The sequence below is a fragment of the Actinomadura kijaniata genome, assembly GCF_014138665.1.
In the GTDB taxonomy this organism is placed as follows: domain Bacteria; phylum Actinomycetota; class Actinomycetes; order Streptosporangiales; family Streptosporangiaceae; genus Spirillospora; species Spirillospora kijaniata.
On the sequence record NZ_JACJIA010000011.1, the window covers coordinates 148877 to 168332 of the forward strand.

Sequence of the window (19456 nt, forward strand, 5' to 3'; positions counted from 1 at the left end):
AAACTGGGCACGCCGACCGGCGCGCGGACCCGCAGGGCCTCCGCCCGCCGGTCGCCGCCGTCTCCGGCGGGGCCCAGGGACCCGCCACAACCGAACCCACCAACGGAAGCGGGGTAACAGCCGTGCAGGCAGGCTCATCATCGGTGTCGCTGCTGCAAAGCCTGACCCGGAGGAAACCGGCCGAGCGGATCGCCGCCGAGGGCGGCCACGGCGAGGGCGGCGAGCTGAAGCGGACGATGGGCCTGCTCCAGCTCACGCTGTTCAGCGTCGGCGCCACCCTGGGCACCGGCATCTTCTTCGTGCTGGGCGAGGCGGTCCCGGTGGCGGGGCCGGCGGCCGTGCTGGGCTTCGTGCTGGCCGCGGTCACCGCCCTGTTCTCGGCGCTGTCCTACGCCGAGCTGGCCGGGACCATCCCGGTGTCGGGCTCGTCCTACTCCTACGCCTACGCCACCATGGGCGAGCTGGTCGCCTGGGTCTGCGGCTGGTGCCTGCTGCTGGAGTACGCGGTGTCGGTGTCGGCGGTCGCCTCCAGCTGGGGCGGCTACCTCAACAGCTTCCTGGAGTCGGCGTTCGGTTCCCGGCTGCCCGCCGCGATCAGCGCCTCGCCGGGCAGCGAGGGCGGCATGGTCAACCTGCCCGCCGTCCTGATCGTCTTCCTGGTCACCCTGCTGCTGCTGCGCGGCGCGTCCGAGTCGGCCACCGCCAACACGATCATGGTGTTCCTGAAGGTCGCGGTGCTGGCGTTCTTCTGCGTGATCGCCTTCACCGCGTTCCGCACCGGCAACTTCGCCGACTTCGCGCCGATGGGCGCGGCCGGGATCGCCGCCGCCGGATCGAAGGTGTTCTTCTCCTACATCGGCTTCGACGCCGCCTCCACCGCCGGGGAGGAGGCCAAGAACCCCAAGCGGGACCTGCCGCTGGCGATCCTGCTGTCGCTGGCCATCGTCACCGCCGTCTACGTCGTCGTCGGCCTGGCGGCGGTCGGCGCGCTGGCCTGGCGGGAGTTCGACTCCGAGACCTCCCTGGCCGACGTGCTGAACGCCGCCACCGGCGGCACCACCTGGCCCGCGCTGGTCCTGTCGTTCGGCGTGGTGATCTCCATGGGCACCGTGGTGCTGACGGTGCTGTACGGGCAGACCCGCATCCTGTTCGCCATGTCCCGCGACGGCCTGGTGCCCCGGGTGTTCCAGAGGGTCAGCCGCGGCTCGGTCCCGGTCGCCAACACCGTCATCGTGTCGACGTTCGTGGCGCTGCTGGCGGCCGTCGTCCCGCTGGGCCAGCTCGCCGAGGCCACCAGCATCGGCACCCTGTTCGCGTTCGCGCTGGTCAACGTCGGCGTCATCGTGCTGCGCCGCACCAGCCCCGGCCTCGAACGCAGCTTCCGCGTCCCGCTGTTCCCGCTCACCCCGATCCTCGGCGTGCTGTTCTGCATCGGCCTCATGGCGGGCCTGGACGGCATCACCTGGGTCGTCTTCCTCATCTGGACGGCGTTCGGGCTCGCCGTCTACTTCGCCTACGGCCGCCGCCACTCCGTGCTGGGGCGGACCGCGTCCACCGCCAAGGAGGTGTCATGAGCGACCTGCGCGTCCTCGTCGGCTACTCGCCCGACGACCGCGGCGACGACGCCCTCGCGCTGGCGAGCCTCGTCGCGCGCGCCGCGAAGGTGCCGATGACCGTCGCCAACGTCCACCCGCCCGCCTGGCCCTCGCGCGGCCCCGGCGCCGTGGACACCGAGTGGGTGGCCTACCTGCGCGAGCAGTCGGCCGCCGCGCTCCGGCAGGCGGAGGAGCGGATCGCCGGGCTGAAGGTCCCCGGCAGGGACGTCGAGTTCCGGGTGCACGCCCACCGGGGCAGCGGGCGCGGCCTGATCGACGTGGCGAGGCAGGTCGAGGCCGACCTGATCGTCATCGGCTCCGCGCCGCGCGGACGCCGCGACCGCATCGCCATCGGCAGCACCGCCGACCAGCTGCTGCACGGCTCGCCGGTGCCGGTCATGCTCGCCCCGCGCGGCTACGCCGGCAGCGCGCCCGGCGCGTTCGAACGGCTCACCGTCGCCTACTGGCGCCGCCGCGACGTCGAGGCGCCGCTCCAGGTGGCGGCCCGCATCGCCACCTCGCTGGGACTGCCGGTGCGGCTGGTCACCCTGGTGCTGCGCCCGCCGGGCCTGCCCGCCCGCTTCCTCGGCGCCGACGACGTCGTGCAGCGCCAGTACGAGCAGGCCGAGAAGGACCTGGCGCACGCCGCCGGGCTGCTCGCCCCGCACATGGAGGTGACCACCGAGGCCGTGCAGGGCGCCGGGATCGCCAAGACCCTCGGCACCGTCGACATGCGGCCCGGCGAGGTGCTGGCGCTGATGTCCAGCCACCAGGGCCCGCTGCGCAAGGTGTTCCTGGGCGAGAGCTCCGGCAAGATCCTGCGCGCCGCGCCCTGCCCCGTCGTGGTGCTGCCCCGCGGAAGCGTCCGTGGCCGCACCCGCTGACGCCGGGCCCGCCGGCGGAGGCCGGCCCGGGGCCCGCGCCGCGCGGCGCGGAGGGCTCGGGCCGCTCGCCGCCACCGCCCTGGTGATGGGCAACGTCATCGGGGTCGGCGTCTTCCAGCTGCCCGCCGCCGTCGCCGGGTACGGCACCGTCGGCATCCTGGCGTTCGCCGTGGTCAGCGTGTGCTCGCTGCTGCTGGCGGTGGTGTTCGGGTGGCTGGGTCAGCGGATGCCGCACACCGGCGGCCCCTACGTCTACGCGCGCGAGGCGTTCGGCGAGCTGGCCGGGTTCCTCACCGCCTGGTCGTACTGGATCACCGCGTGGGCCAGCAACGCCGCCCTGGTCGTGGCCTGGGCGGGCTATGTGAACGTGCTGGTCCCGCTGCGCGGCACCGGCCCCGCCCTGGCCGTCACCGTCGGCGCGCTGTGGCTGGCGGTCGTGTGCAACCTGGCCGGGGCGCGCGGCGCGGGCGCGGTCGCCGTCGTCACCACCGTCCTGAAGTTCGTGCCGCTGGTGCTGGTCGCCGTCGTCGGGCTGTTCTTCGTCCGGGCCGACAACTTCGGGCCGTTCACGACCGGGCAGGGCGGCTCGGCGGTCGGCGCGCTGACGGCGGCGGGCGCGGTGCTGATGTTCAGCTTCCTCGGCGTGGAGTCGGCCGCCGTCGCCGCCGGGGAGGTCGAGAACCCGCGCCGCACCATCATGCGCGCCACCGTCGCGGGCACCCTGGCCGCCGCGCTGGTCTACCTGCTCGGCACCGTCGCGGTGTTCGGGCTGGTGCCGCACGAGCGGCTGGTGCACTCCACCGCGCCCTACGCCGACGCCGTCCGCGCCATCTTCGGCGGGGGAGAGGCCGCCGGGACGCTGATGGCGGCCGCCGCCGTGGTCTCCGGCGCGGGCACCCTGGTCGGCTGGACCCTGATCAGCGCGCAGATGCCCTACGCCGCCGCGCGGGACGGGCTGTTCCCGGCGGTGTTCGCCCGCCGCAACGGCCGCGGCGTGCCGTGGATCGGGGTGGTGGCCTCCGGGGCGCTGGCCTCGCTGATCACGCTCGCCAACTACACCGGCGGGCTGCGGGCCGCGTTCACCGCGCTGGCGCTGCTGACCACGTTCACCGCCGCGATCCCGTACGTGTTCTCGGCCGCGGCGCAACTGCTGTGGCTGCTGACCGACCGGGAGCCGCGGGGGACGCCGGTGGCGCCCGCCCGGCTCGGCCGCGATCTGGCCGTCACGCTGGTCGCGATGGCGTTCACGTTCTGGCTGGTCGCCGGGGCCGGATACGCGGCGGTGTACCAGGGGGTGCTGCTGTTGCTGGCGGGAATTCCGGTGTATGTGTGGATGCGCTGGCACGGTGCCCGGAATGGGATGGGAAACGGCGCCGTTGACGCTTCGGGGGAGACGAAACCGCAGGTTAGGTAAGGCTTACCTGCGTGAGGTACGACATCGTCATTCGGTTGGTGGCCGGGAAGGAATTACGGCACACTGATGTTGTGAAAAACGTGAGCGAGAACCCGACGCGTGCCACCGCCGCCCCCGCGCGGCCGGTCGGCCTGCCGTCGGTCGCCGGCCAGGGCGAGCGGGACACCCGCGCGCGCGTGGCCCGGCTCATTCTCGAACACGGACCGATCACCGCCTCCGCGCTGGGCGACCGCGTCGGGCTGACCCCCGCCGCGATCCGCCGCCACCTGGACGCCCTGCTCGCCGAGGGCATGATCGAGGTGCGGCGGGCCCGGCCGCAGGCCCAGCGGGGCCGAGGCCGTCCGGCCAAGTGGTTCGCCATCACCGACGCCGGGCGCAGCGCCTTCGTGCACGCCTACGACGACCTGGCGACCAGCGCCCTGCGCTTCCTGGCCGAGACGGCAGGGGAGCAGGCGGTCGCCGAGTTCGCCCGGCGCCAGATCGCCGACCTCGAACGCCGCTACCATCCGGTCGTCCAGGCGGCCCCGCCCCACCAGCGGGTCCGCACCCTGGCCGAGGCCCTGTCCGGCGACGGCTACGCGGCCGCCGCCGCCAAGGCCCCCCAGCCGGGCGGCGGCGAACAGCTGTGCCAGCACCACTGCCCGGTCGCGCACGTGGCCGCGGAGTTCCCGCAGCTGTGCGAGGCCGAGACCGAGGCGTTCAGCCGGCTGCTGGGACTCCCCGTCCAGCGGCTGGCCACGATCGCGCACGGCGACGGCATCTGCACCACCCACGTCAGTTCGCGTTCCCTGTGCGAGGGGCACGCGGCCGACGGTCAGAACACTGATGACGAGGAGTCCGGGAGGACCTCCCTATGACTACTGCAGCCCACCCTGAGCTGGAAGGGCTCGACAGGTACAAGTTCGGCTGGGCCGACCCTGACACCGCGGGCGCCTCGGCCAAGCGCGGCCTGAACGAGGACGTCGTCCGCGACATCTCGGCCAAGAAGAACGAGCCTGAGTGGATGCTCGACCTGCGCCTCAAGGGGCTGCGGCTGTTCGACAAGAAGCCCATGCCCGCCTGGGGCTCGGACCTGTCGGACATCGACTTCGAGAACATCAAGTACTTCGTGCGCTCCACGGAGAAGCAGGCGGCGTCCTGGGAGGAACTCCCCGAGGACATCAAGAACACCTACGACAAGCTCGGCATCCCCGAGGCCGAGAAGCAGCGCCTGGTCGCCGGTGTCGCCGCCCAGTACGAGTCCGAGGTCGTCTACCACAAGATCCGTGAGGACCTTGAGGAGAAGGGTGTCATCTTCGTCGACACCGACACCGGCCTGCGCGAGCACCCGGAGATCTTCCAGGAGTACTTCGGCACGGTGATCCCGGTCGGCGACAACAAGTTCGCCGCGCTGAACACCGCGGTGTGGTCGGGCGGCTCGTTCATCTACGTCCCGCCGGGCGTCCACGTGGAGATCCCGCTCCAGGCCTACTTCCGGATCAACACCGAGAACATGGGCCAGTTCGAGCGGACCCTGATCATCGCCGACGAGGGCTCGTACGTGCACTACGTCGAGGGCTGTACCGCGCCGATCTACAAGTCGGACTCGCTGCACTCGGCCGTGGTCGAGATCGTCGTGAAGAAGGACGCCCGCGTCCGCTACACGACCATCCAGAACTGGTCGAACAACGTCTACAACCTGGTGACCAAGCGCGCCGTCGCCTACGAGGGCGCGACCATGGAGTGGGTCGACGGCAACATCGGCTCCAAGGTCACCATGAAGTACCCGGCGGTGTACCTGCTGGGCGAGCACGCCAAGGGCGAGACGCTGTCGATCGCGTTCGCGGGCGAGGGCCAGCACCAGGACGCCGGCGCCAAGATGGTGCACGCGGCGCCCAACACCTCCTCGACCATCGTGTCCAAGTCGGTGGCGCGCGGCGGCGGCCGCACCTCCTACCGGGGTCTGATCCAGATCCAGGAGGGCGCGGCGGGCTCCAAGTCCACCGTCAAGTGCGACGCCCTGCTGGTCGACCAGATCAGCCGGTCCGACACCTACCCCTACGTCGACGTCCGCGAGGACGACGTGGAGATGGGCCACGAGGCGACCGTCTCCAAGGTGTCGGAGGACCAGCTGTTCTACCTGATGAGCCGCGGCCTCAACGAGGACGAGGCCATGGCGATGATCGTCCGCGGCTTCGTCGAGCCGATCGCTCGCGAGCTGCCCATGGAATACGCCCTTGAGCTGAACCGGCTCATCGAGCTGCAGATGGAAGGAGCCGTCGGCTGATGGGGCTGGAGACCAAGCCTCTCTCGACGCTGCACGAGAAGGCGTCGTACGAGGTGGCCGACTTCGAGGTGCCCACCGGCCGCGAGGAGGAGTGGCGGTTCACCCCGCTGCGCCGGCTGCGCGGCCTGCACAACGGCACCGCGGAGGCCAACGGCAAGATCCTCGTCGAGGTCGACGCGCCGGGCGAGGTGACCGTCGAGACGGTCGGCCGCGACGACGAGCGCCTCGGCAAGGCGTACGTGCCCGCCGACCGCGTCAGCGCGCAGGCGTGGAGCGCGTTCACCGAGGCCGTCGTGGTGACGGTGCCGAAGGAGACCGAGGTCGCGGCCCCGGTCGTGATCCGCCGCCGCGGCGAGTCCGTCGAGGGCGCCTCCTACGGCCACACCACGATCGTGGTGGAGCGGCACGCCCGCGCCACCGTCGTGCTGAGCCACCGCGGCTCGGCGACCTACGCCGACAACGTCGAGTTCGTCGTCGGCGACGGCGCCTCCCTGTCGGTGATCAGCCTCCAGGACTGGGCCGACGACGCGGTGCACGTGTCCCACCAGCACGCCAGGCTGGGCCGCGACGCGCGCTTCGTGTCGCACAACATCAGCCTGGGCGGCGACCTGGTGCGCATCTCCCCGTCGGTGGCCTACACCGCGCCCGGCGGCGACGCCGAGCTGTACGGCGTGTACTTCGCCGACGGCGGCCAGCACCTGGAGCACCGCCTGCTGGTGGACCACACCGGTCCCCACTGCCGCAGCCGGGTCGACTACCGGGGCGCGCTGCAGGACCAGGACGCCCACGCGGTCTGGATCGGCGACGTGATCATCCGCGCCGAGGCCGAGGGCACCGACACCTACGAGCTGAACCGCAACCTCGTCCTCACCGACGGCACGCGGGTCGACTCGGTGCCGAACCTGGAGATCCTGACCGGTGAGGTCGCCGGCGCCGGCCACGCCTCGGCGTCCGGCCGCCTGGACGACGACCACCTGTTCTACCTGCAGGCCCGCGGCATCCCCGCCGACGAGGCCAAGCGCATGGTGGTGCGCGGGTTCCTCGGCCAGCTCATCGAGCGCATCGAGGTCGAGGACGTGCGCGTCAAGGTCGAAGAGGCGATCGAGGCGGAGCTGTCCCGATGAGCGAGTTCGTGAAGGTGTGCCCGCTGGCCGAGATCCCCGCCGAGGGGGCGCTGGCCGTGGAGGTCGACGACACCCCCGTCGCGCTGGTGCGCACCGGCGACGACGTGTTCGCGGTCAACGACATCTGCTCGCACGCCGAGGTCTCGCTGTCCGAGGGCGAGATCTACAACGGCACCATCGAGTGCTGGCTGCACGGGTCCTGCTTCGACCTGCGCACGGGCAAGCCCACCAACCCGCCGGCGACGCAGCCGGTCGCCACCTACCGGGTGAAGGTCGAGGACGGCGACGTCTACGTCTCGCTCGGCTCCGAAGACTGACACCCGAGAGACATACGAGAGAGCGTTACAGATATGGCCACGCTTGAGATCCGCGACCTCCACGTCTCCGTCGGCGACGGCGAAGAGACCAAGGAGATCCTGCGCGGGGTCGACCTGACCGTGAAGGCGGGCGAGACCCACGCGATCATGGGGCCGAACGGCTCCGGCAAGTCCACCCTCGCCTACGCCATCGCCGGGCACCCGAAGTACACCATCACCTCGGGCTCGGTCACCCTGGACGGCGAGGACGTCCTGGAGATGAGCGTCGACGAGCGCGCCCGCGCCGGCCTGTTCCTGGCGATGCAGTACCCCGTCGAGGTCCCGGGCGTGTCGGTGTCGAACTTCCTGCGCTCGGCCGTGACCGCCGTGCGCGGCGAGGCCCCGAAGCTGCGCGAGTTCTCCAAGGAGATGAAGGCCGCGATGGACGCGCTGTCCATCGACCCGGCGTTCGCCCAGCGCTCCCTGAACGAGGGCTTCTCCGGCGGTGAGAAGAAGCGCCACGAGATCCTCCAGCTGGAGATGCTCAAGCCGAAGATCGCGGTGCTGGACGAGACCGACTCCGGCCTGGACGTGGACGCGCTGAAGGTCGTCTCCGAGGGCGTCAACCGGTTCTCGGGCACCGGCGACACCGGCGTCCTGCTGATCACGCACTACACCCGCATCCTGCGCTACGTGAAGCCGGACTTCGTGCACGTGTTCGCCGGCGGCCGCGTGGTGGCCCAGGGCGGCCCCGAGCTGGCCGAGGAGCTGGAGAACGAGGGCTACGAGAAGTACGTGAAGGCGGGCGTGTAGCCGATGACCTTGCTGCCCGAGGAGATCAAGAAGGACTTCCCGCTCCTTCAGCGGACCGTCCGTGGCGGCCGCCCGCTGATCTACCTCGACTCCGGCGCCACCTCGCAGAAGCCGCGGGCGGTGCTGGACGCCGAGCGGGAGTTCTACGAACGGCACAACGCCGCCGTGCACCGCGGGGCGCACCTGCTGGCCGAGGAGGCCACCGACGCGTTCGAGGGCGCCCGCACGAGGATCGCCACGTTCGTCGGGGCGGTCCCCGGCGAGATCGTGTTCACCAAGAACGCGACCGAGGGCATCAACCTGGTGGCGTACGCGATGAGCAACGCCGCCACCGCGGGCCCCGAGGCCGAGCGCTTCAAGGTCGGTCCCGGCGACGAGATCGTCGTGACCGAGATGGAGCACCACGCCAACCTGGTGCCCTGGCAGCAGCTGTGCCTGCGCACCGGCGCGACGCTGCGCTGGTTCGGCCTCACCGACGACGGCCGCCTCGACCTGGACGGCCTGGACGAGCTGGTCAACGAGCGCACCAGGCTGGTGGCGCTCACCCACCAGTCCAACGTGCTGGGCACCGTCCCGCCGGTCGAGCTGATCGCCCGGCGGGCCCGCGAGGTCGGCGCGCTGGTGATCGTGGACGCCGCGCAGTCGGTGCCGCACATGCCGGTCGACGTGACCGCCCTCGGCGTGGACTTCCTGGTCTTCTCGGGGCACAAGATGCTCGGCCCGACCGGCGTCGGCGTGCTGTGGGGCCGCCGCGAGCTGCTGGAGGCGATGCCGCCGTTCATCACCGGCGGCTCGATGATCGAGGTCGTGCGGATGGAGGGCTCCACCTTCATGCCGCCGCCGCAGCGGTTCGAGGCGGGCTCCCCGAACGTCGCCCAGGTCGTCGGGCTCGGCGCGGCCGTGGACTACCTGTCGGAGATCGGCATGGACCGCGTCCACGACCACGAGCTGGCCCTGACCGGGTACGCGCTGGAGCGGCTGTCGGACATCGCGGGTGTACGGATCATCGGTCCGGGCACCACCGAGGCGCGGGGCGGGGCGGTGTCGTTCACCGTCGACGACATCCACCCGCACGACGTCGGCCAGGTCCTGGACGAGCTGGGCGTGGAGGTCCGGGTCGGCCACCACTGCGCGTGGCCGATCTGCCGCCGGTACTCCATCCCGGCGACCACCCGCGCCAGCTTCTACGTGCACAACACCCTGGCCGACATCGACGCCCTCGCCGACGGCGTCCGCCAGGCCCAGAAGTTCTTCGGCACCGCCTGAGGAACAGCCCGGGCGGTCCCCCGGTTGTAGTTCGGGGGACCGCGTGAGAAAGGAAGTCCATGCAGCTCGAGGCGATGTACCAGGAGGTCATCCTGGATCATTACCGCAACCCCCTGAACAAGGGGCTGCGGGAGCCGTTCGAGGGCGAGGCGCACCACGTCAACCCGACGTGCGGCGACGAGGTGACGCTGCGCGTGCACCTGGAGGGCGAGGGACGGGACGCCACCGTCGCCGACGTCTCGTACGACGCCATGGGCTGCTCCATCAGCCAGGCCAGCGCCTCGGTGATGTCCGACCTGGTCATCGGCAAGTCCGTCAAGGAGGCGATGGAGGTCGGCGACGAGTTCCTGGCGCTGATGCAGTCACGCGGCCAGGACGTCGAGCCGAACGAGGACGTCCTGGAGGACGCCATCGCCTTCGCCGGGGTCTCCAAGTACCCCGCCCGGATCAAGTGCGCCCTGCTCGCCTGGATGGCGTGGAAGGACGCGACCGCCCGCGCTCTCGGAGAGGCATCATGACCGACACCACCGCCACCGACGCCGCGAAGGCGGAGGAGCAGACCGAGCAGGTCGAGCAGCAGTCCCCGACGGCTGACACGGCCGAGACGGCTGACACGGCCGACGCGGCCGTCACCCCGGGCCTGGAGGACGACGCCACGCCCGAGGAGGAGGTCATGGAGGCGCTGAAGGACGTCGTCGACCCCGAGCTCGGCATCAACGTCGTCGATCTCGGCCTGGTCTACGGCGTCGACATCAGCGACGGCGTGGCGACCCTGGACATGACCCTGACCAGCGCCGCCTGCCCGCTCACCGACGTGATCGAGGACCAGGCGCACAGCGCGCTGGAGGGCCTGGTGCAGGACGTCAAGATCAACTGGGTCTGGCTGCCGCCGTGGGGCCCCGACAAGATCACCGACGAGGGCCGCGACCAGCTGCGCGCCCTCGGCTTCAACGTCTGATCCGGCACTCGCCCGACGCCGCACGAGGCCGCACCCCGCCCGGGGCGCGGCCTCGTCGCGTTCCCCGGCACCGGAGGGCGGCGGGGCGCCCGGCGCGTTAGGCTGGGGGAGTCGGGCGGCCGAGAGGGGAAGCTCGGCCGCCCGGCCCACGACGGCCCCGCCCGGGTCAGTCGAGGTCGGACGCGGCGTAGGTGCGCAGGCCCGCCACGTCCAGCACGGTGATGCGCCGCCAGCCGGTGTGGATCAGGCCGCGCCTGCGCAGCACCGCCAGCGAACGCGCGACCGTCTCCCGCGAGGTGTCGGTCCAGCTGCCCAGCTCCTCCTGCGACAGCGGGGGGCCGATCTCGATCGCGCCGTTCGGGCCGGGCGGGCGGTGGTAGGCCGACAGCTCGGCCAGGTCGGCCAGCAGCGCCGCCAGCCGTTGGCCGCCGCTCGCGCTCACGTGCGCCTGGAGGCGGTGGTCGGCGTCCCCGAGGCGCCGGATGAAGGTGTCGCTGACCCGCTGCCAGGCCGCCGGGTGGCGCTCCAGGAAGGCCGCGAACCGCTCGGCGGTCAGCACCAGCGCCAGGACGGGGCCGAGCGCGGTGATCGTCGCCGACCGGCGGCGCCCGCTCAGCAGCGCCGACTCGGCCACCAGATCGCCGGGGCCGCGCACGGCGAGCACGACGTCGTGCCCGTCGGAGGCCGCCGAGGACACCTTCGCCCACCCGGCCATGATGATCATCACATGGTCGGAGGAGTCGCCCTCGTGGACCAGCACGGAACGGCTCGGAAAGCTCTGGTCCCGGCCGCGCTCGCGCAGCGCGGCCCGTTCCGGCGGTCCGAGCGTGCCCCAGAACGTGGGACGAGGGGAAGGCGAGGGCATTTGCCGGAAACGTAACGTTTATCGACCATGAGCGGAAGATGCCTGTGTCGCCCGGGCCGGGTCGTCCGGCGGGCGGGGGCGCAGTACGCCGAGGAGCGTCCCGACTACCCGGCGGCGGCTGTGCGCTGGTGCCTGGAGGCGGCCCCCGGCCGCCGTGTCCTCGACCTCGGGGCCGGGACCGGCAGGCTCACCGGGTCCTGCTGCGCGGCGGGACGCCCGCCGAGCCGAGCCGCCGCCTCCCGGACGTCCCCGCCGCGCCCGGCGCCGCGGAGGAGACCCCTTCCCGAGATCTACCGGGTGCTCGCCCCGGGCGGGGTGCTCGCCGGGCCGTGGAACCTGGACGACGACCGCGTCCCGTGGGTCGCCGGGATGAGGGAGGCCGCCCGCAGCGGCGTCCCGTTCGAGCGGTGGCGGCCCAGGGGCCTGCCGCCGACTGGTTCCCGGGGGTGGAGCGGGCCGGGTTCCCCCACGCCCAGCGCCGCACGGCCGCCTCGACGACCGCGACCGCCGGCACCCACTCCCGCGTCCTGGTCCTGGCGAGGCCCGCGACGGGGAGTTCGACCTGCCGGTCGTCACCGTCGCGACGCGGGCGGCCCGGGGGTGGGGGCCTGCTCGTCCCCCTTGGACCGGGACGGCCAGAACGTCCAGGAGACCGGCCAGATCGCCCAGATCGCCAGCACCACCGTCAGGCGGGCCGCCCAGCCCATCAGCTCCCGGGTGCGCTCCGGGTCGCCCACCATCACGATCATGGCGAGCAGGACGCCGCAGCCGATCGCCCACGCGATCGTCGCCTTGCCGAACTCCACCCACTCGTAGCGGATCCGGGCCCTGCCGTGCTTCGGCTTGGGCGTGGGCGGCGGGCCGCCCGCGTAGCGGTGCGCGAACCTGGCGTCGGCCCACCTGACCCAGGAGTGGCCGAACGCCACCGAGTACCCCAGGTAGGCCGCCGACAGGCCGTGGGTGAAGTTCGCCGTCGCGCCGCCGCGCAGGTCGAGGACCGTCGTGGTCAGCAGCACCACGTCCACCAGCGGCACGCACAGCAGCAGGAGCCCGCCCAGCCGGGGCCGCCGCAGCAGGTAGCGGACCGCCAGCCCGGCGAACAGGATGATCCAGAAGCCGACCTCACAGGCGGCGATGACGCCGAGCAGCACGGTGTTCTCCCTCGTCTTGACCGTCGGTTCCATCGTCGGACGCGGGCCCGGCCGGGGCATCGTCCCCGGCGTCGAGATCGGGGGTCCTTCGAACGATGTAGGCGTCCCCCCTTCACCCGGCGGAGGCGTGGCGCGTTCGGAGGATGCTGAGATGGGACCGTGCGCATCACCATCCGCCGAGAGGCCCTCGGCCGCCTCACCACCGGCAAGGACGCCCTGCTGGCGTCGGGCGCCTTCGTGGGGGGCGTGCTGCTGCTGCTCGCGTCCGGCTACGTCACCTGGGACCGGGACCACGCGCCCTCCCTGCAGGTCCGGCTGCTCCCGCTGGCCGGGCTGTGCGTCGGCATGCTGCTGCGCCGCACCGCCCCGGCGACCGGGCTGGGGATCTCCAGCGCCGCCAACCTGCTGGAGCTGTACGTCGGCCCCAGCCTCGGCGGCGCGATCATCTACAGCGACGCCCTGTACGCCGGCACCGTCTACGGCCCGCGCCGGGCGCACCGGGGCCTGCTGGCGGGAACCGTGGCGGCCGGGCTCCTGACGGCGGTCACCTGCTGGGCCCTCATCGGCGACTACAAGGTCGGCGTCATCGTCGGCGCGGTCGCGGGCACCACCTGGGTCTCGCCGGTGCTCACCGGCCTGATCGTGGTGGAGCACCGGGACCGGGCGCGGGCCGAGCGGCTGCGCGCCCAGCAGGTGGCGCGGCTGGCCGAGCTGGACCGGCGCGGCGCCGTCAACGCCGAACGCGCGCGCATGGCCCGCGAGCTGCACGACGTCATCGCCAACCACCTCAGCGCCGTGGCCCTGCACTCCTCGGCGGTGCTGAAGCTGCCCGACATGGACCGCGCGAGCGTCACCCGCGCCATGGAGGTGATCCGGGAGAACAGCGTCCAGGGGCTCGCCGAGATGCGCCGCATGATCACCCTGCTGCGGGAGGGCGACGGGGCCGACGCCGACGCCCCCTCCGCGCCCCGCCTGTCGGGGCTGGAACGGCTGGTCGCGCACACCGCCCGGTCGGACCTGTCGGCCCGCCTGGAGGTGGCGGGGACGCCCCCGGACCTGCCCGCCGCCGTGGAGCTGGCGGCCTACCGCATCGTCCAGGAGTCGCTGACCAACGCGCTCAAGCACGCCGGTCCCGGCCGCGTCCGGGTGCTGCTGGAGTATCGTCCCGACCGGGTCGCGCTCTCGGTGGACAGCCCGCTCGGGCGGGACGGGGCCCGGCTGCCCGGCTCGGGCGCCGGGCTGATCGGGATGCGGGAACGGGCGTCGGTGCTGGGCGGGACGTTCACGGCGGGACCCGACGGCGGCCACTGGCGGGTGCGCGCGGAGCTGCCGGTGGAGCCGGTGCCGGCTCCGGCGGAGAGGGAGACGGAGAGCGCATGATCAAGGTGTTGGTGGCCGACGACCAGGCCGCGGTGCGGGCCGGGCTGGTCCTGATCCTCAACGCCGCCCCCGACGTCCAGGTGGTGGCCGAGGCCGCCGACGGCGAGGAGGCCGTCGCGCTGACCCGGCACCTGCGGCCCGACGTGGTGCTGATGGACATCCGCATGCCGAACCTGGACGGGATCTCCGCGACCCGGGAGCTGGTGGGCGTCGCCGACGTGCTGGTGCTGACCACCTTCGACGTGGACGAGTACGTGTTCGGGGCGCTGCGCGCCGGGGCGGCGGGGTTCCTGCTCAAGGACGTCGAGGCCGACCGCCTGGTCGAGGCGGTCCGCACCGTCGCGGCCGGGGACGGGGTGATCGCCCCGCAGGTGACCCGCCGCCTGATCGGCGAGTTCGCGGGCCGTCCCGCCGCCACGCCCGCCGCCCCGCCGGGCCTGGCGGAGCTGACCCCGCGCGAGCGCGAGGTGTTCGCCTGCCTGGGGGAGGGCCTGTCCAACGGGCAGATCGCGCGCCGCCTCGACATGGCCGAGACCACCACCAAGACGCATGTCAGCCGGATCCTGGCCAAGCTGGGGCTGCGCAGCCGCGTCCAGGCGGCCATCCTCGCGCAGGAGGTGGCCGCAGGCGGCCGTTCCGGGGCGTCCCCGACCTCGGACTCGCCGGGCGGGCGTTGATCGCCTCACGGCCCTCTCAGCGCGTCAGGCCCCGGATCAGGTCGGCGACCCGGACGATCCCCGCGCACCGGCCCACCTCGTCGGTCACCACCAGGTCGTCGTAGACCCGGTCGCCCTCCCCGCCCGTGGCGCCGCCGGCCGAGCTGCCCGCCGCCCGCAGCGCCGCGATCGCCGGGACGGTGTGCGGCACCGTCCGGGGCGGGTCGGCCAGCCGCGCGGCGGGCTTGTGGGCGTGCAGGGCGTGCCCGTAGGCCCCCGACAGCCGCAGCAGGAACCGGCCCCGGTCCACGGTCGCGACCGGCCGCCGCCGCTCGTCCACCAGCACCACGCCGCTCACGCCCTCCTCGGCGGTCAGCACCGCCAGGACCTCGTCGGCGGTGGCGGTGTCGGGCATCGTGACCGCCGGGAGCGTGAACTCCGACACCCGCGGCCCGAGCGTCGTCTCCGGCCGCGGCCCGCGCGGCTCCTCCCGCGCCGCCACCGGGACGGTCACCGGCATCCCCGGCCGCCACTCCGGCGGCGCCAGCGCCGTGCCCTGCACCAGCCGCACCCCCAGGTCGCGGGCGCGCAGCACGTGCTCCTCGGCGGTCAGGCCGGGCGCCAGCAGGTGCGCGCCGATCCGGCCGGCCAGCTCCGCCACCGCCGTCACCAGCGCCGCCCGGCGCGGGTCCGCCCCCGCCCGGCGCGCCAGCTCCCCGTCCAGCCGCACCAGGTAGGGGACCACGTCCACCAGCAGGTCCAGCGGGGCGTGCACCGCGCCGACCCCGTCCAGCGCCACCAGGTAGCCGGCGCGCCGCAGCCCGTGCAGCGCCGCCGTCACCGGGAGCCGCAGCGCCGGCGGGAACCCGCCGCCCGCCGACAGGATCACCTCGTGCGGCCGGCGGCCCGTCGCGGTCAGCCCCTGGTGGAGCTCGGCCAGCACCGGATCGCCCTGCGCCAGGGTCTCGGCGCGCACCCCGATCTGCACCGGCAGCCGGGTGCCGAGGTCGGCGGCCGCGTGCGCGGCCTCCACCGCCGCCCGCACGTCCCGCGCGACCGGGTCGGCCGGGAGGGGGTCCAGCGGAACGGCGTGCGCCTCGACGGCCACGACCGCGCCGGTGCCGAGATCGACGACCGGCCGGAAGGCCGCCCGCGCCGGAACCAGGGCATCTACGGCTGCTGACACAGCCGCATCATGCGCCAAAAAACCGGCGCAAAGGCCGTCGTCAGGTGGAATTCACACGGTGTTCCCCGGAGCGGGGACCGTTTCGACAGCGTCCGGTCATGATCGTCACAGACCGCTGTCACCGAACAGTGCGGTGACCCCGTACACCACGCCCGCCAGCGCCGCGGGCCACGCGTACGGCAGGATCTCCCCGCCCCGCAGCGCCTCCACCACCACCGCGCCGACCAGCGCGACCGTCACCAGGTCCCCGGCCACCGCCGCGGCCCGAAGCTGGGCGCGCGAGCGGTGCCCGCCGTAGGCCCCGCCGGACGACCTGCCCGTCTCGTTGCGGCGGGTGCTCAGCAGCAGCGCGTACCCCGCCAGCACCCCGCCCGCGATCAGCCCGGTCGTCATCCGGTCGTCGACCGCCAGCACGGCGGCCACGGCGACGCCGGTGACCAGGATGAGCCCGGGCACGATCCAACGGCTGGCACTGCGGCGTTCGGGCGCGATCCACATGGTCGACATCCTCTCCGACGGACGGGGGAGGCGGACAGCGCGGCGCGCCGGACCGCCGTCATGATCGACGGGTATGTTTCTGGACCGTGGCGCAATTTCGATTGAACGGCTCCAAGATGCTGGCCGTCGATCTGGCCGGCGAGACGATCAGGGCGCTGAACGGCTCCATGGTCGCCTACGAGGGCCAGATGACTTTCAAACGGCAGGGAATGACCGGCGGCGAGGGCCTGCGCGGCGCGCTCAAACGCCGCATCGCGGGCGAGGGCATCACGCTGATGGAGATCACCGGCCAGGGCACCGTCTACCTGGCCAGCGAGGCCACCGAGGTCACCCTGGTGCCCCTGAACGGCGACACCCTGTTCGCCGAGTCCGAGAGCCTGCTGGCCCTGGACGGGCAGTTGCAGACCGGCGTGCAGTTCGTCGGCCTGCGCGGCATGGGCACCGGCCAGGGACTGGCCACCACCAAGGTCCAGGGCCACGGCACCGCCGCGATCCTGTCGCACGGGCCGGCCATCGCCCTGGAGGTCACCCCCCAGACGCCGCTGTGCGTCGACCCGCACGCCTACGTCGGCCACCTGGGACAGCTCCAGCAGGACGTGGTCACCGACGTGAACTGGCGGACCGTGCTCGGCCAGGGGTCGGGCGAGAGCGTGCAGTTCCGGTACCAGGGCCACGGGATCGTCTACGTGCAGCCCGCCGAACGCACCGGAATCCTGGAGATCTGATGCCCGGTTACCAGTCGATCAACTCGAAGATGCTCCAGGTCCCGATCGCACCGGGCCAGGAGGTCTACAGCAAGCGCGGCGCGATGCTCGCCTACACCGGCCAGGTGAACTTCGCGCCCACGACCACGGCCGGGCAGGGCGTCACCGGCACGATCGGCCGCGCGATGGCGGGCGAGCACACCGTGATGATGCACGTCACCGGGCACGGCACGGCGATGTTCGGGCACGCCGGGCTGCACGTGCAGGTCATCGACCTGCACGGCGACACCCTCTACGTCGAGGCCGACCGGCTCCTGGTGCACGACGCCTCCCTGAAGGTCGGCACCATGTTCATGGGCGAGCAGGGCGGCATCGGCGGCATCGTGCGCGGCGCCGTCAGCGGGCAGGGGCTGTTCACCACCACCCTCACCGGCAGCGGCTCGTGCGCGCTGCTGTCGCACGGCGGCGTCATGGAGCTGCCCATCACCCCGCAGCGGCCCGTCCACGTGGACCCGCAGGCCTACGTCGCCCACCGCGGCCAGGTGCAGAACAAGCTCACCACGGCGGTGGGCCTGCGGGACCTGGTCGGGCGCGGCTCGGGCGAGGCGTTCCAGCTCCAGCTGAGCGGCCAGGGCGTCGTCTACGTGCAGGCCAGTGAGAGGAAGATCTGACCGTGAGCACCCCGACGTTCAACGCGACGACGCTGCCGTCCAACGACAACGTCAACCCCTACGCCTTCAGCGTGGACCTCGACGGCCAGTGGTTCGCCCAGAAGGGCAAGATGATCGCCTACTACGGGCGCATCCACTTCGAGAACCTGTCGGCGGGCCCGCTGGACCAGCTGGTGCGCGCCCACTTCCACTCCCCGCTGTACGCCCACGACTGGATCGTCGCCCAGGGGCGGGGCAAGCTCGTGCTGGCCGACCGCGGCTTCGACGTCAACTCCTTCGACCTCGACAACGGCAACCTGACGATCCGCGCGGGCAACCTGCTGGCGTTCGAGCCGGGCCTGGAGCTCAAGCAGTCGATCATCCCGGGGTTCCTCACCCTGATCGGCACCGGCCGGTTCGTGGCCGCCTCCAACGGCCCGGTCCACTTCGTCGAGCCGCCGATCCGCGTCGACCCGCAGGCGCTGCTGGGCTGGGCCGACTGCCCGTCGCCGTGCCACCACTACGACCACTCCTACATGCGCGGCGTGCTCGGCATGGCGCGCGGCCTGTTCGGGATCGGCGGGACCTCCGGCGAGGAGCACCAGTTCGACTTCACCGGCCAGGGCACCGTGCTGATGCAGTCCTCGGAGGTCGTCACCAACGAGGACACGCTGCTGCGCGACCTGGAGGGCCAGCTCGGCATGCTCGGCGTCGGCGGCCTCCAGCGCCTCAACCAGACGATCTCCCAGCGCCTGGCGGCCGAACGCCAGGAGTGACGGCCGGGAGGCGACCGGCCCCGGCCGCCTCCCGGACATCCGGATCGGTCCCCGGAGGCCCTGGGTCAGCCCTCGGGCTCCGGGGCCGGGGTCATCACGCGGAACTCCGTCCCGAACGGGTCGCGGACCGTCGCCCACCGACCCCACGGGGTGTCGAGCGGCTCGCTCACCTGCGATCCGCCGCCGTCCCGGACCGCGCGCAGCGCCGCGTCCACGTCGTCGACCGCGAAGTAGGTGACCCACGTCGACCGGGCCGCCCGCGGGTCGTCCTGGATGCCCCCGATGGAGCGCCCGTCGGGCCGCCTGAGCACCACGAAGCCCGGCGCCTCGGCCACCGGCTCCGCCTGGAGGCCGAAGACCGCCCGGTAGAACTCCCGGGCCTGCTCCCCCCGGGCGGTGTGCAGCTCGTTCCACAGCAGCGAGCCGTGCTCGTTGACGATCGCCGAGCCGATGTGCGCGCGGCCCTGCCACAGCCCGAACTGCGCCCCGGTCGGGTCCTTCACGACCGCCATGCGGCCCTGCTCCAGCACGTCGTCGGCGGGCGCCACCACGGTGCCGCCCGCGTCGGTGACGCGCTTGAGCGTCCCGTCGCAGTCGTCGGTGGCGAAGTACATCTGCCACCAGTAGTCGGCGTCCGGCTCGTCGTTGCGTATCACCCCGGCGACCTGCTGGCCGTCCTTCAGGCACAGCCGGTAGTGGCCGCCCTCGGGGCCCACGTCGTGGAACTCCCAGCCGAACAGCCCCCCGTAGAACCGCCGGGCCCGCTCGATGTCGGGGATCCCGAGGTCCAGCCAGGTGGGGGTGCCCTCCGGCGCGTTGCTCGTGTTCCGGACCATTGCGCACACTCCTTTGTCGCGCTCGCGTCGTGTCTGCGTGCCTTGCCCGTGTCTCCTACCTGCGTGTTCGCCGGTTCCATCCTCTCGCGGGCACCCTCCGTTCGCACTGTTGTTCGAGTAAATTCGATGTGGCCGGAC

General features: G+C 72.8%; 21 protein-coding genes. 16 read left to right on the forward strand and 5 right to left on the reverse strand.

What is annotated here, in order from left to right; translation table 11 throughout:
• Positions 1–143: 143 nt before the first annotated feature.
• The 11 genes from HNR61_RS34115 to HNR61_RS34165 all read left to right on the forward strand — a co-directional run bounded on the left by HNR61_RS34115 (position 144) and on the right by HNR61_RS34165 (position 10616).
• Positions 144–1574 carry an amino acid permease gene (locus tag HNR61_RS34115; RefSeq protein WP_312898235.1) on the forward strand — a complete coding sequence of 477 codons (1431 nt, stop codon included), beginning with the start codon at positions 144–146 and terminating at the stop codon, positions 1572–1574.
• Positions 1571–2479: a universal stress protein gene (locus HNR61_RS34120; protein ID WP_182847264.1), complete on the forward strand. Its 909-nt coding sequence runs from the start codon at positions 1571–1573 to the stop codon at positions 2477–2479. Before HNR61_RS34115 ends, HNR61_RS34120 begins: the two co-directional genes overlap by 4 nt.
• Positions 2463–3893 (forward strand): amino acid permease, encoded by a 1431-nt coding sequence (locus HNR61_RS34125; protein ID WP_182847265.1) that lies wholly within the window; start codon positions 2463–2465, stop codon positions 3891–3893. The genes HNR61_RS34120 and HNR61_RS34125 overlap by 17 nt, the downstream gene beginning before the upstream one ends.
• Before the next feature lie 131 nt (positions 3894–4024).
• A complete protein-coding gene (locus tag HNR61_RS34130; RefSeq protein ID WP_067812183.1) occupies positions 4025–4750 on the forward strand; it encodes a helix-turn-helix transcriptional regulator in 726 nt (241 codons plus the stop codon).
• A complete protein-coding gene (gene sufB / locus HNR61_RS34135) occupies positions 4747–6159 on the forward strand; it encodes a Fe-S cluster assembly protein SufB (RefSeq protein ID WP_182847266.1) in 1413 nt (470 codons plus the stop codon). The genes HNR61_RS34130 and sufB overlap by 4 nt, the downstream gene beginning before the upstream one ends.
• On the forward strand, positions 6159–7283 hold the full coding sequence (gene sufD, locus HNR61_RS34140; RefSeq protein ID WP_182847267.1) for a Fe-S cluster assembly protein SufD: 1125 nt from the start codon (positions 6159–6161) through the stop codon (positions 7281–7283). The genes sufB and sufD overlap by 1 nt, the downstream gene beginning before the upstream one ends.
• A complete protein-coding gene (locus HNR61_RS34145; protein ID WP_067812038.1) occupies positions 7280–7600 on the forward strand; it encodes a non-heme iron oxygenase ferredoxin subunit in 321 nt (106 codons plus the stop codon). The genes sufD and HNR61_RS34145 overlap by 4 nt, the downstream gene beginning before the upstream one ends.
• Positions 7601–7633: 33 nt before the next feature.
• Positions 7634–8392, forward strand: a complete 759-nt coding sequence (gene sufC / locus HNR61_RS34150; RefSeq protein WP_067812039.1) for a Fe-S cluster assembly ATPase SufC — start codon at positions 7634–7636, stop codon at positions 8390–8392.
• A 3-nt stretch (positions 8393–8395) separates the two neighbouring features.
• Positions 8396–9658, forward strand: a complete 1263-nt coding sequence (locus tag HNR61_RS34155) for a cysteine desulfurase (protein ID WP_182847268.1) — start codon at positions 8396–8398, stop codon at positions 9656–9658.
• A 59-nt stretch (positions 9659–9717) separates the two neighbouring features.
• On the forward strand, positions 9718–10176 hold the full coding sequence (gene sufU, locus HNR61_RS34160; protein WP_182847269.1) for a Fe-S cluster assembly sulfur transfer protein SufU: 459 nt from the start codon (positions 9718–9720) through the stop codon (positions 10174–10176).
• On the forward strand, positions 10173–10616 hold the full coding sequence (locus tag HNR61_RS34165; RefSeq protein WP_182847270.1) for a metal-sulfur cluster assembly factor: 444 nt from the start codon (positions 10173–10175) through the stop codon (positions 10614–10616). The genes sufU and HNR61_RS34165 overlap by 4 nt, the downstream gene beginning before the upstream one ends.
• A 166-nt stretch (positions 10617–10782) precedes the next feature.
• On the opposite strand, the gene HNR61_RS34170 is transcribed toward HNR61_RS34165, so the two are convergent.
• Together HNR61_RS34170 and HNR61_RS34175 are read right to left on the reverse strand one after the other, a co-directional pair.
• Entirely contained in the window at positions 10783–11481 is a 699-nt protein-coding gene (locus HNR61_RS34170; RefSeq protein ID WP_182847271.1) for a Crp/Fnr family transcriptional regulator, read from the reverse strand.
• Positions 11482–12053: 572 nt separating this feature from the next.
• Positions 12054–12665 carry a hypothetical protein gene (locus HNR61_RS34175; protein WP_220510131.1) on the reverse strand — a complete coding sequence of 204 codons (612 nt, stop codon included), beginning with the start codon at positions 12663–12665 and terminating at the stop codon, positions 12054–12056.
• Between the two features lie 126 nt (positions 12666–12791).
• On the opposite strand from HNR61_RS34175, the gene HNR61_RS34180 reads away from it, so the two are divergent.
• Positions 12792–14012 carry a sensor histidine kinase gene (locus HNR61_RS34180; RefSeq protein WP_312898236.1) on the forward strand — a complete coding sequence of 407 codons (1221 nt, stop codon included), beginning with the start codon at positions 12792–12794 and terminating at the stop codon, positions 14010–14012.
• A complete protein-coding gene (locus HNR61_RS34185) occupies positions 14009–14689 on the forward strand; it encodes a response regulator (protein ID WP_182847272.1) in 681 nt (226 codons plus the stop codon). Before HNR61_RS34180 ends, HNR61_RS34185 begins: the two co-directional genes overlap by 4 nt.
• Positions 14690–14705: 16 nt before the next feature.
• On the opposite strand, the gene HNR61_RS34190 is transcribed toward HNR61_RS34185, so the two are convergent.
• Together HNR61_RS34190 and HNR61_RS34195 are read right to left on the reverse strand one after the other, a co-directional pair.
• Positions 14706–15854: an EAL domain-containing protein gene (locus HNR61_RS34190; RefSeq protein ID WP_312898237.1), complete on the reverse strand. Its 1149-nt coding sequence runs from the start codon at positions 15852–15854 to the stop codon at positions 14706–14708.
• A 105-nt stretch (positions 15855–15959) separates the two neighbouring features.
• Positions 15960–16352 (reverse strand): ABC transporter permease, encoded by a 393-nt coding sequence (locus HNR61_RS34195; RefSeq protein WP_182847273.1) that lies wholly within the window; start codon positions 16350–16352, stop codon positions 15960–15962.
• Between the two features lie 86 nt (positions 16353–16438).
• On the opposite strand from HNR61_RS34195, the gene HNR61_RS34200 reads away from it, so the two are divergent.
• Genes HNR61_RS34200 through HNR61_RS34210 form a run of 3 tightly spaced genes read left to right on the forward strand, consistent with a single transcriptional unit; the run spans position 16439 to position 18482 of the window.
• Entirely contained in the window at positions 16439–17077 is a 639-nt protein-coding gene (locus tag HNR61_RS34200) for an AIM24 family protein (protein WP_312898238.1), read from the forward strand.
• On the forward strand, positions 17077–17727 hold the full coding sequence (locus HNR61_RS34205; protein WP_182847274.1) for an AIM24 family protein: 651 nt from the start codon (positions 17077–17079) through the stop codon (positions 17725–17727). The genes HNR61_RS34200 and HNR61_RS34205 overlap by 1 nt, the downstream gene beginning before the upstream one ends.
• A 2-nt stretch (positions 17728–17729) precedes the next feature.
• Positions 17730–18482, forward strand: a complete 753-nt coding sequence (locus HNR61_RS34210; RefSeq protein WP_182847275.1) for an AIM24 family protein — start codon at positions 17730–17732, stop codon at positions 18480–18482.
• Positions 18483–18547: 65 nt separating this feature from the next.
• Here the strand turns inward: HNR61_RS34210 and HNR61_RS34215 are convergent, their stop codons facing one another.
• Positions 18548–19318, reverse strand: a complete 771-nt coding sequence (locus tag HNR61_RS34215; RefSeq protein ID WP_182847276.1) for a VOC family protein — start codon at positions 19316–19318, stop codon at positions 18548–18550.
• Positions 19319–19456: the final 138 nt, after the last annotated feature.

What these genes read in the sequence shown, in the direction of transcription:
- HNR61_RS34120 (WP_182847264.1), top strand. Translation starts at nt 1,571, where the DNA reads ATGAGCGACCTGCGCGTCCTCGTCGGCTACTCGCCCGACGACCGCGGC.
- sufB (WP_182847266.1), top strand. Translation starts at nt 4,747, where the DNA reads ATGACTACTGCAGCCCACCCTGAGCTGGAAGGGCTCGACAGGTACAAG.
- sufD (WP_182847267.1), top strand. Translation starts at nt 6,159, where the DNA reads ATGGGGCTGGAGACCAAGCCTCTCTCGACGCTGCACGAGAAGGCGTCG.
- HNR61_RS34145 (WP_067812038.1), top strand. Translation starts at nt 7,280, where the DNA reads ATGAGCGAGTTCGTGAAGGTGTGCCCGCTGGCCGAGATCCCCGCCGAG.
- sufC (WP_067812039.1), top strand. Translation starts at nt 7,634, where the DNA reads ATGGCCACGCTTGAGATCCGCGACCTCCACGTCTCCGTCGGCGACGGC.
- HNR61_RS34155 (WP_182847268.1), top strand. Translation starts at nt 8,396, where the DNA reads ATGACCTTGCTGCCCGAGGAGATCAAGAAGGACTTCCCGCTCCTTCAG.
- sufU (WP_182847269.1), top strand. Translation starts at nt 9,718, where the DNA reads ATGCAGCTCGAGGCGATGTACCAGGAGGTCATCCTGGATCATTACCGC.
- HNR61_RS34165 (WP_182847270.1), top strand. Translation starts at nt 10,173, where the DNA reads ATGACCGACACCACCGCCACCGACGCCGCGAAGGCGGAGGAGCAGACC.
- HNR61_RS34170 (WP_182847271.1), bottom strand. Translation starts at nt 11,481, where the DNA reads ATGCCCTCGCCTTCCCCTCGTCCCACGTTCTGGGGCACGCTCGGACCG.
- HNR61_RS34175 (WP_220510131.1), bottom strand. Translation starts at nt 12,665, where the DNA reads ATGGAACCGACGGTCAAGACGAGGGAGAACACCGTGCTGCTCGGCGTC.
- HNR61_RS34185 (WP_182847272.1), top strand. Translation starts at nt 14,009, where the DNA reads ATGATCAAGGTGTTGGTGGCCGACGACCAGGCCGCGGTGCGGGCCGGG.
- HNR61_RS34195 (WP_182847273.1), bottom strand. Translation starts at nt 16,352, where the DNA reads ATGTGGATCGCGCCCGAACGCCGCAGTGCCAGCCGTTGGATCGTGCCC.
- HNR61_RS34205 (WP_182847274.1), top strand. Translation starts at nt 17,077, where the DNA reads ATGCCCGGTTACCAGTCGATCAACTCGAAGATGCTCCAGGTCCCGATC.
- HNR61_RS34215 (WP_182847276.1), bottom strand. Translation starts at nt 19,318, where the DNA reads ATGGTCCGGAACACGAGCAACGCGCCGGAGGGCACCCCCACCTGGCTG.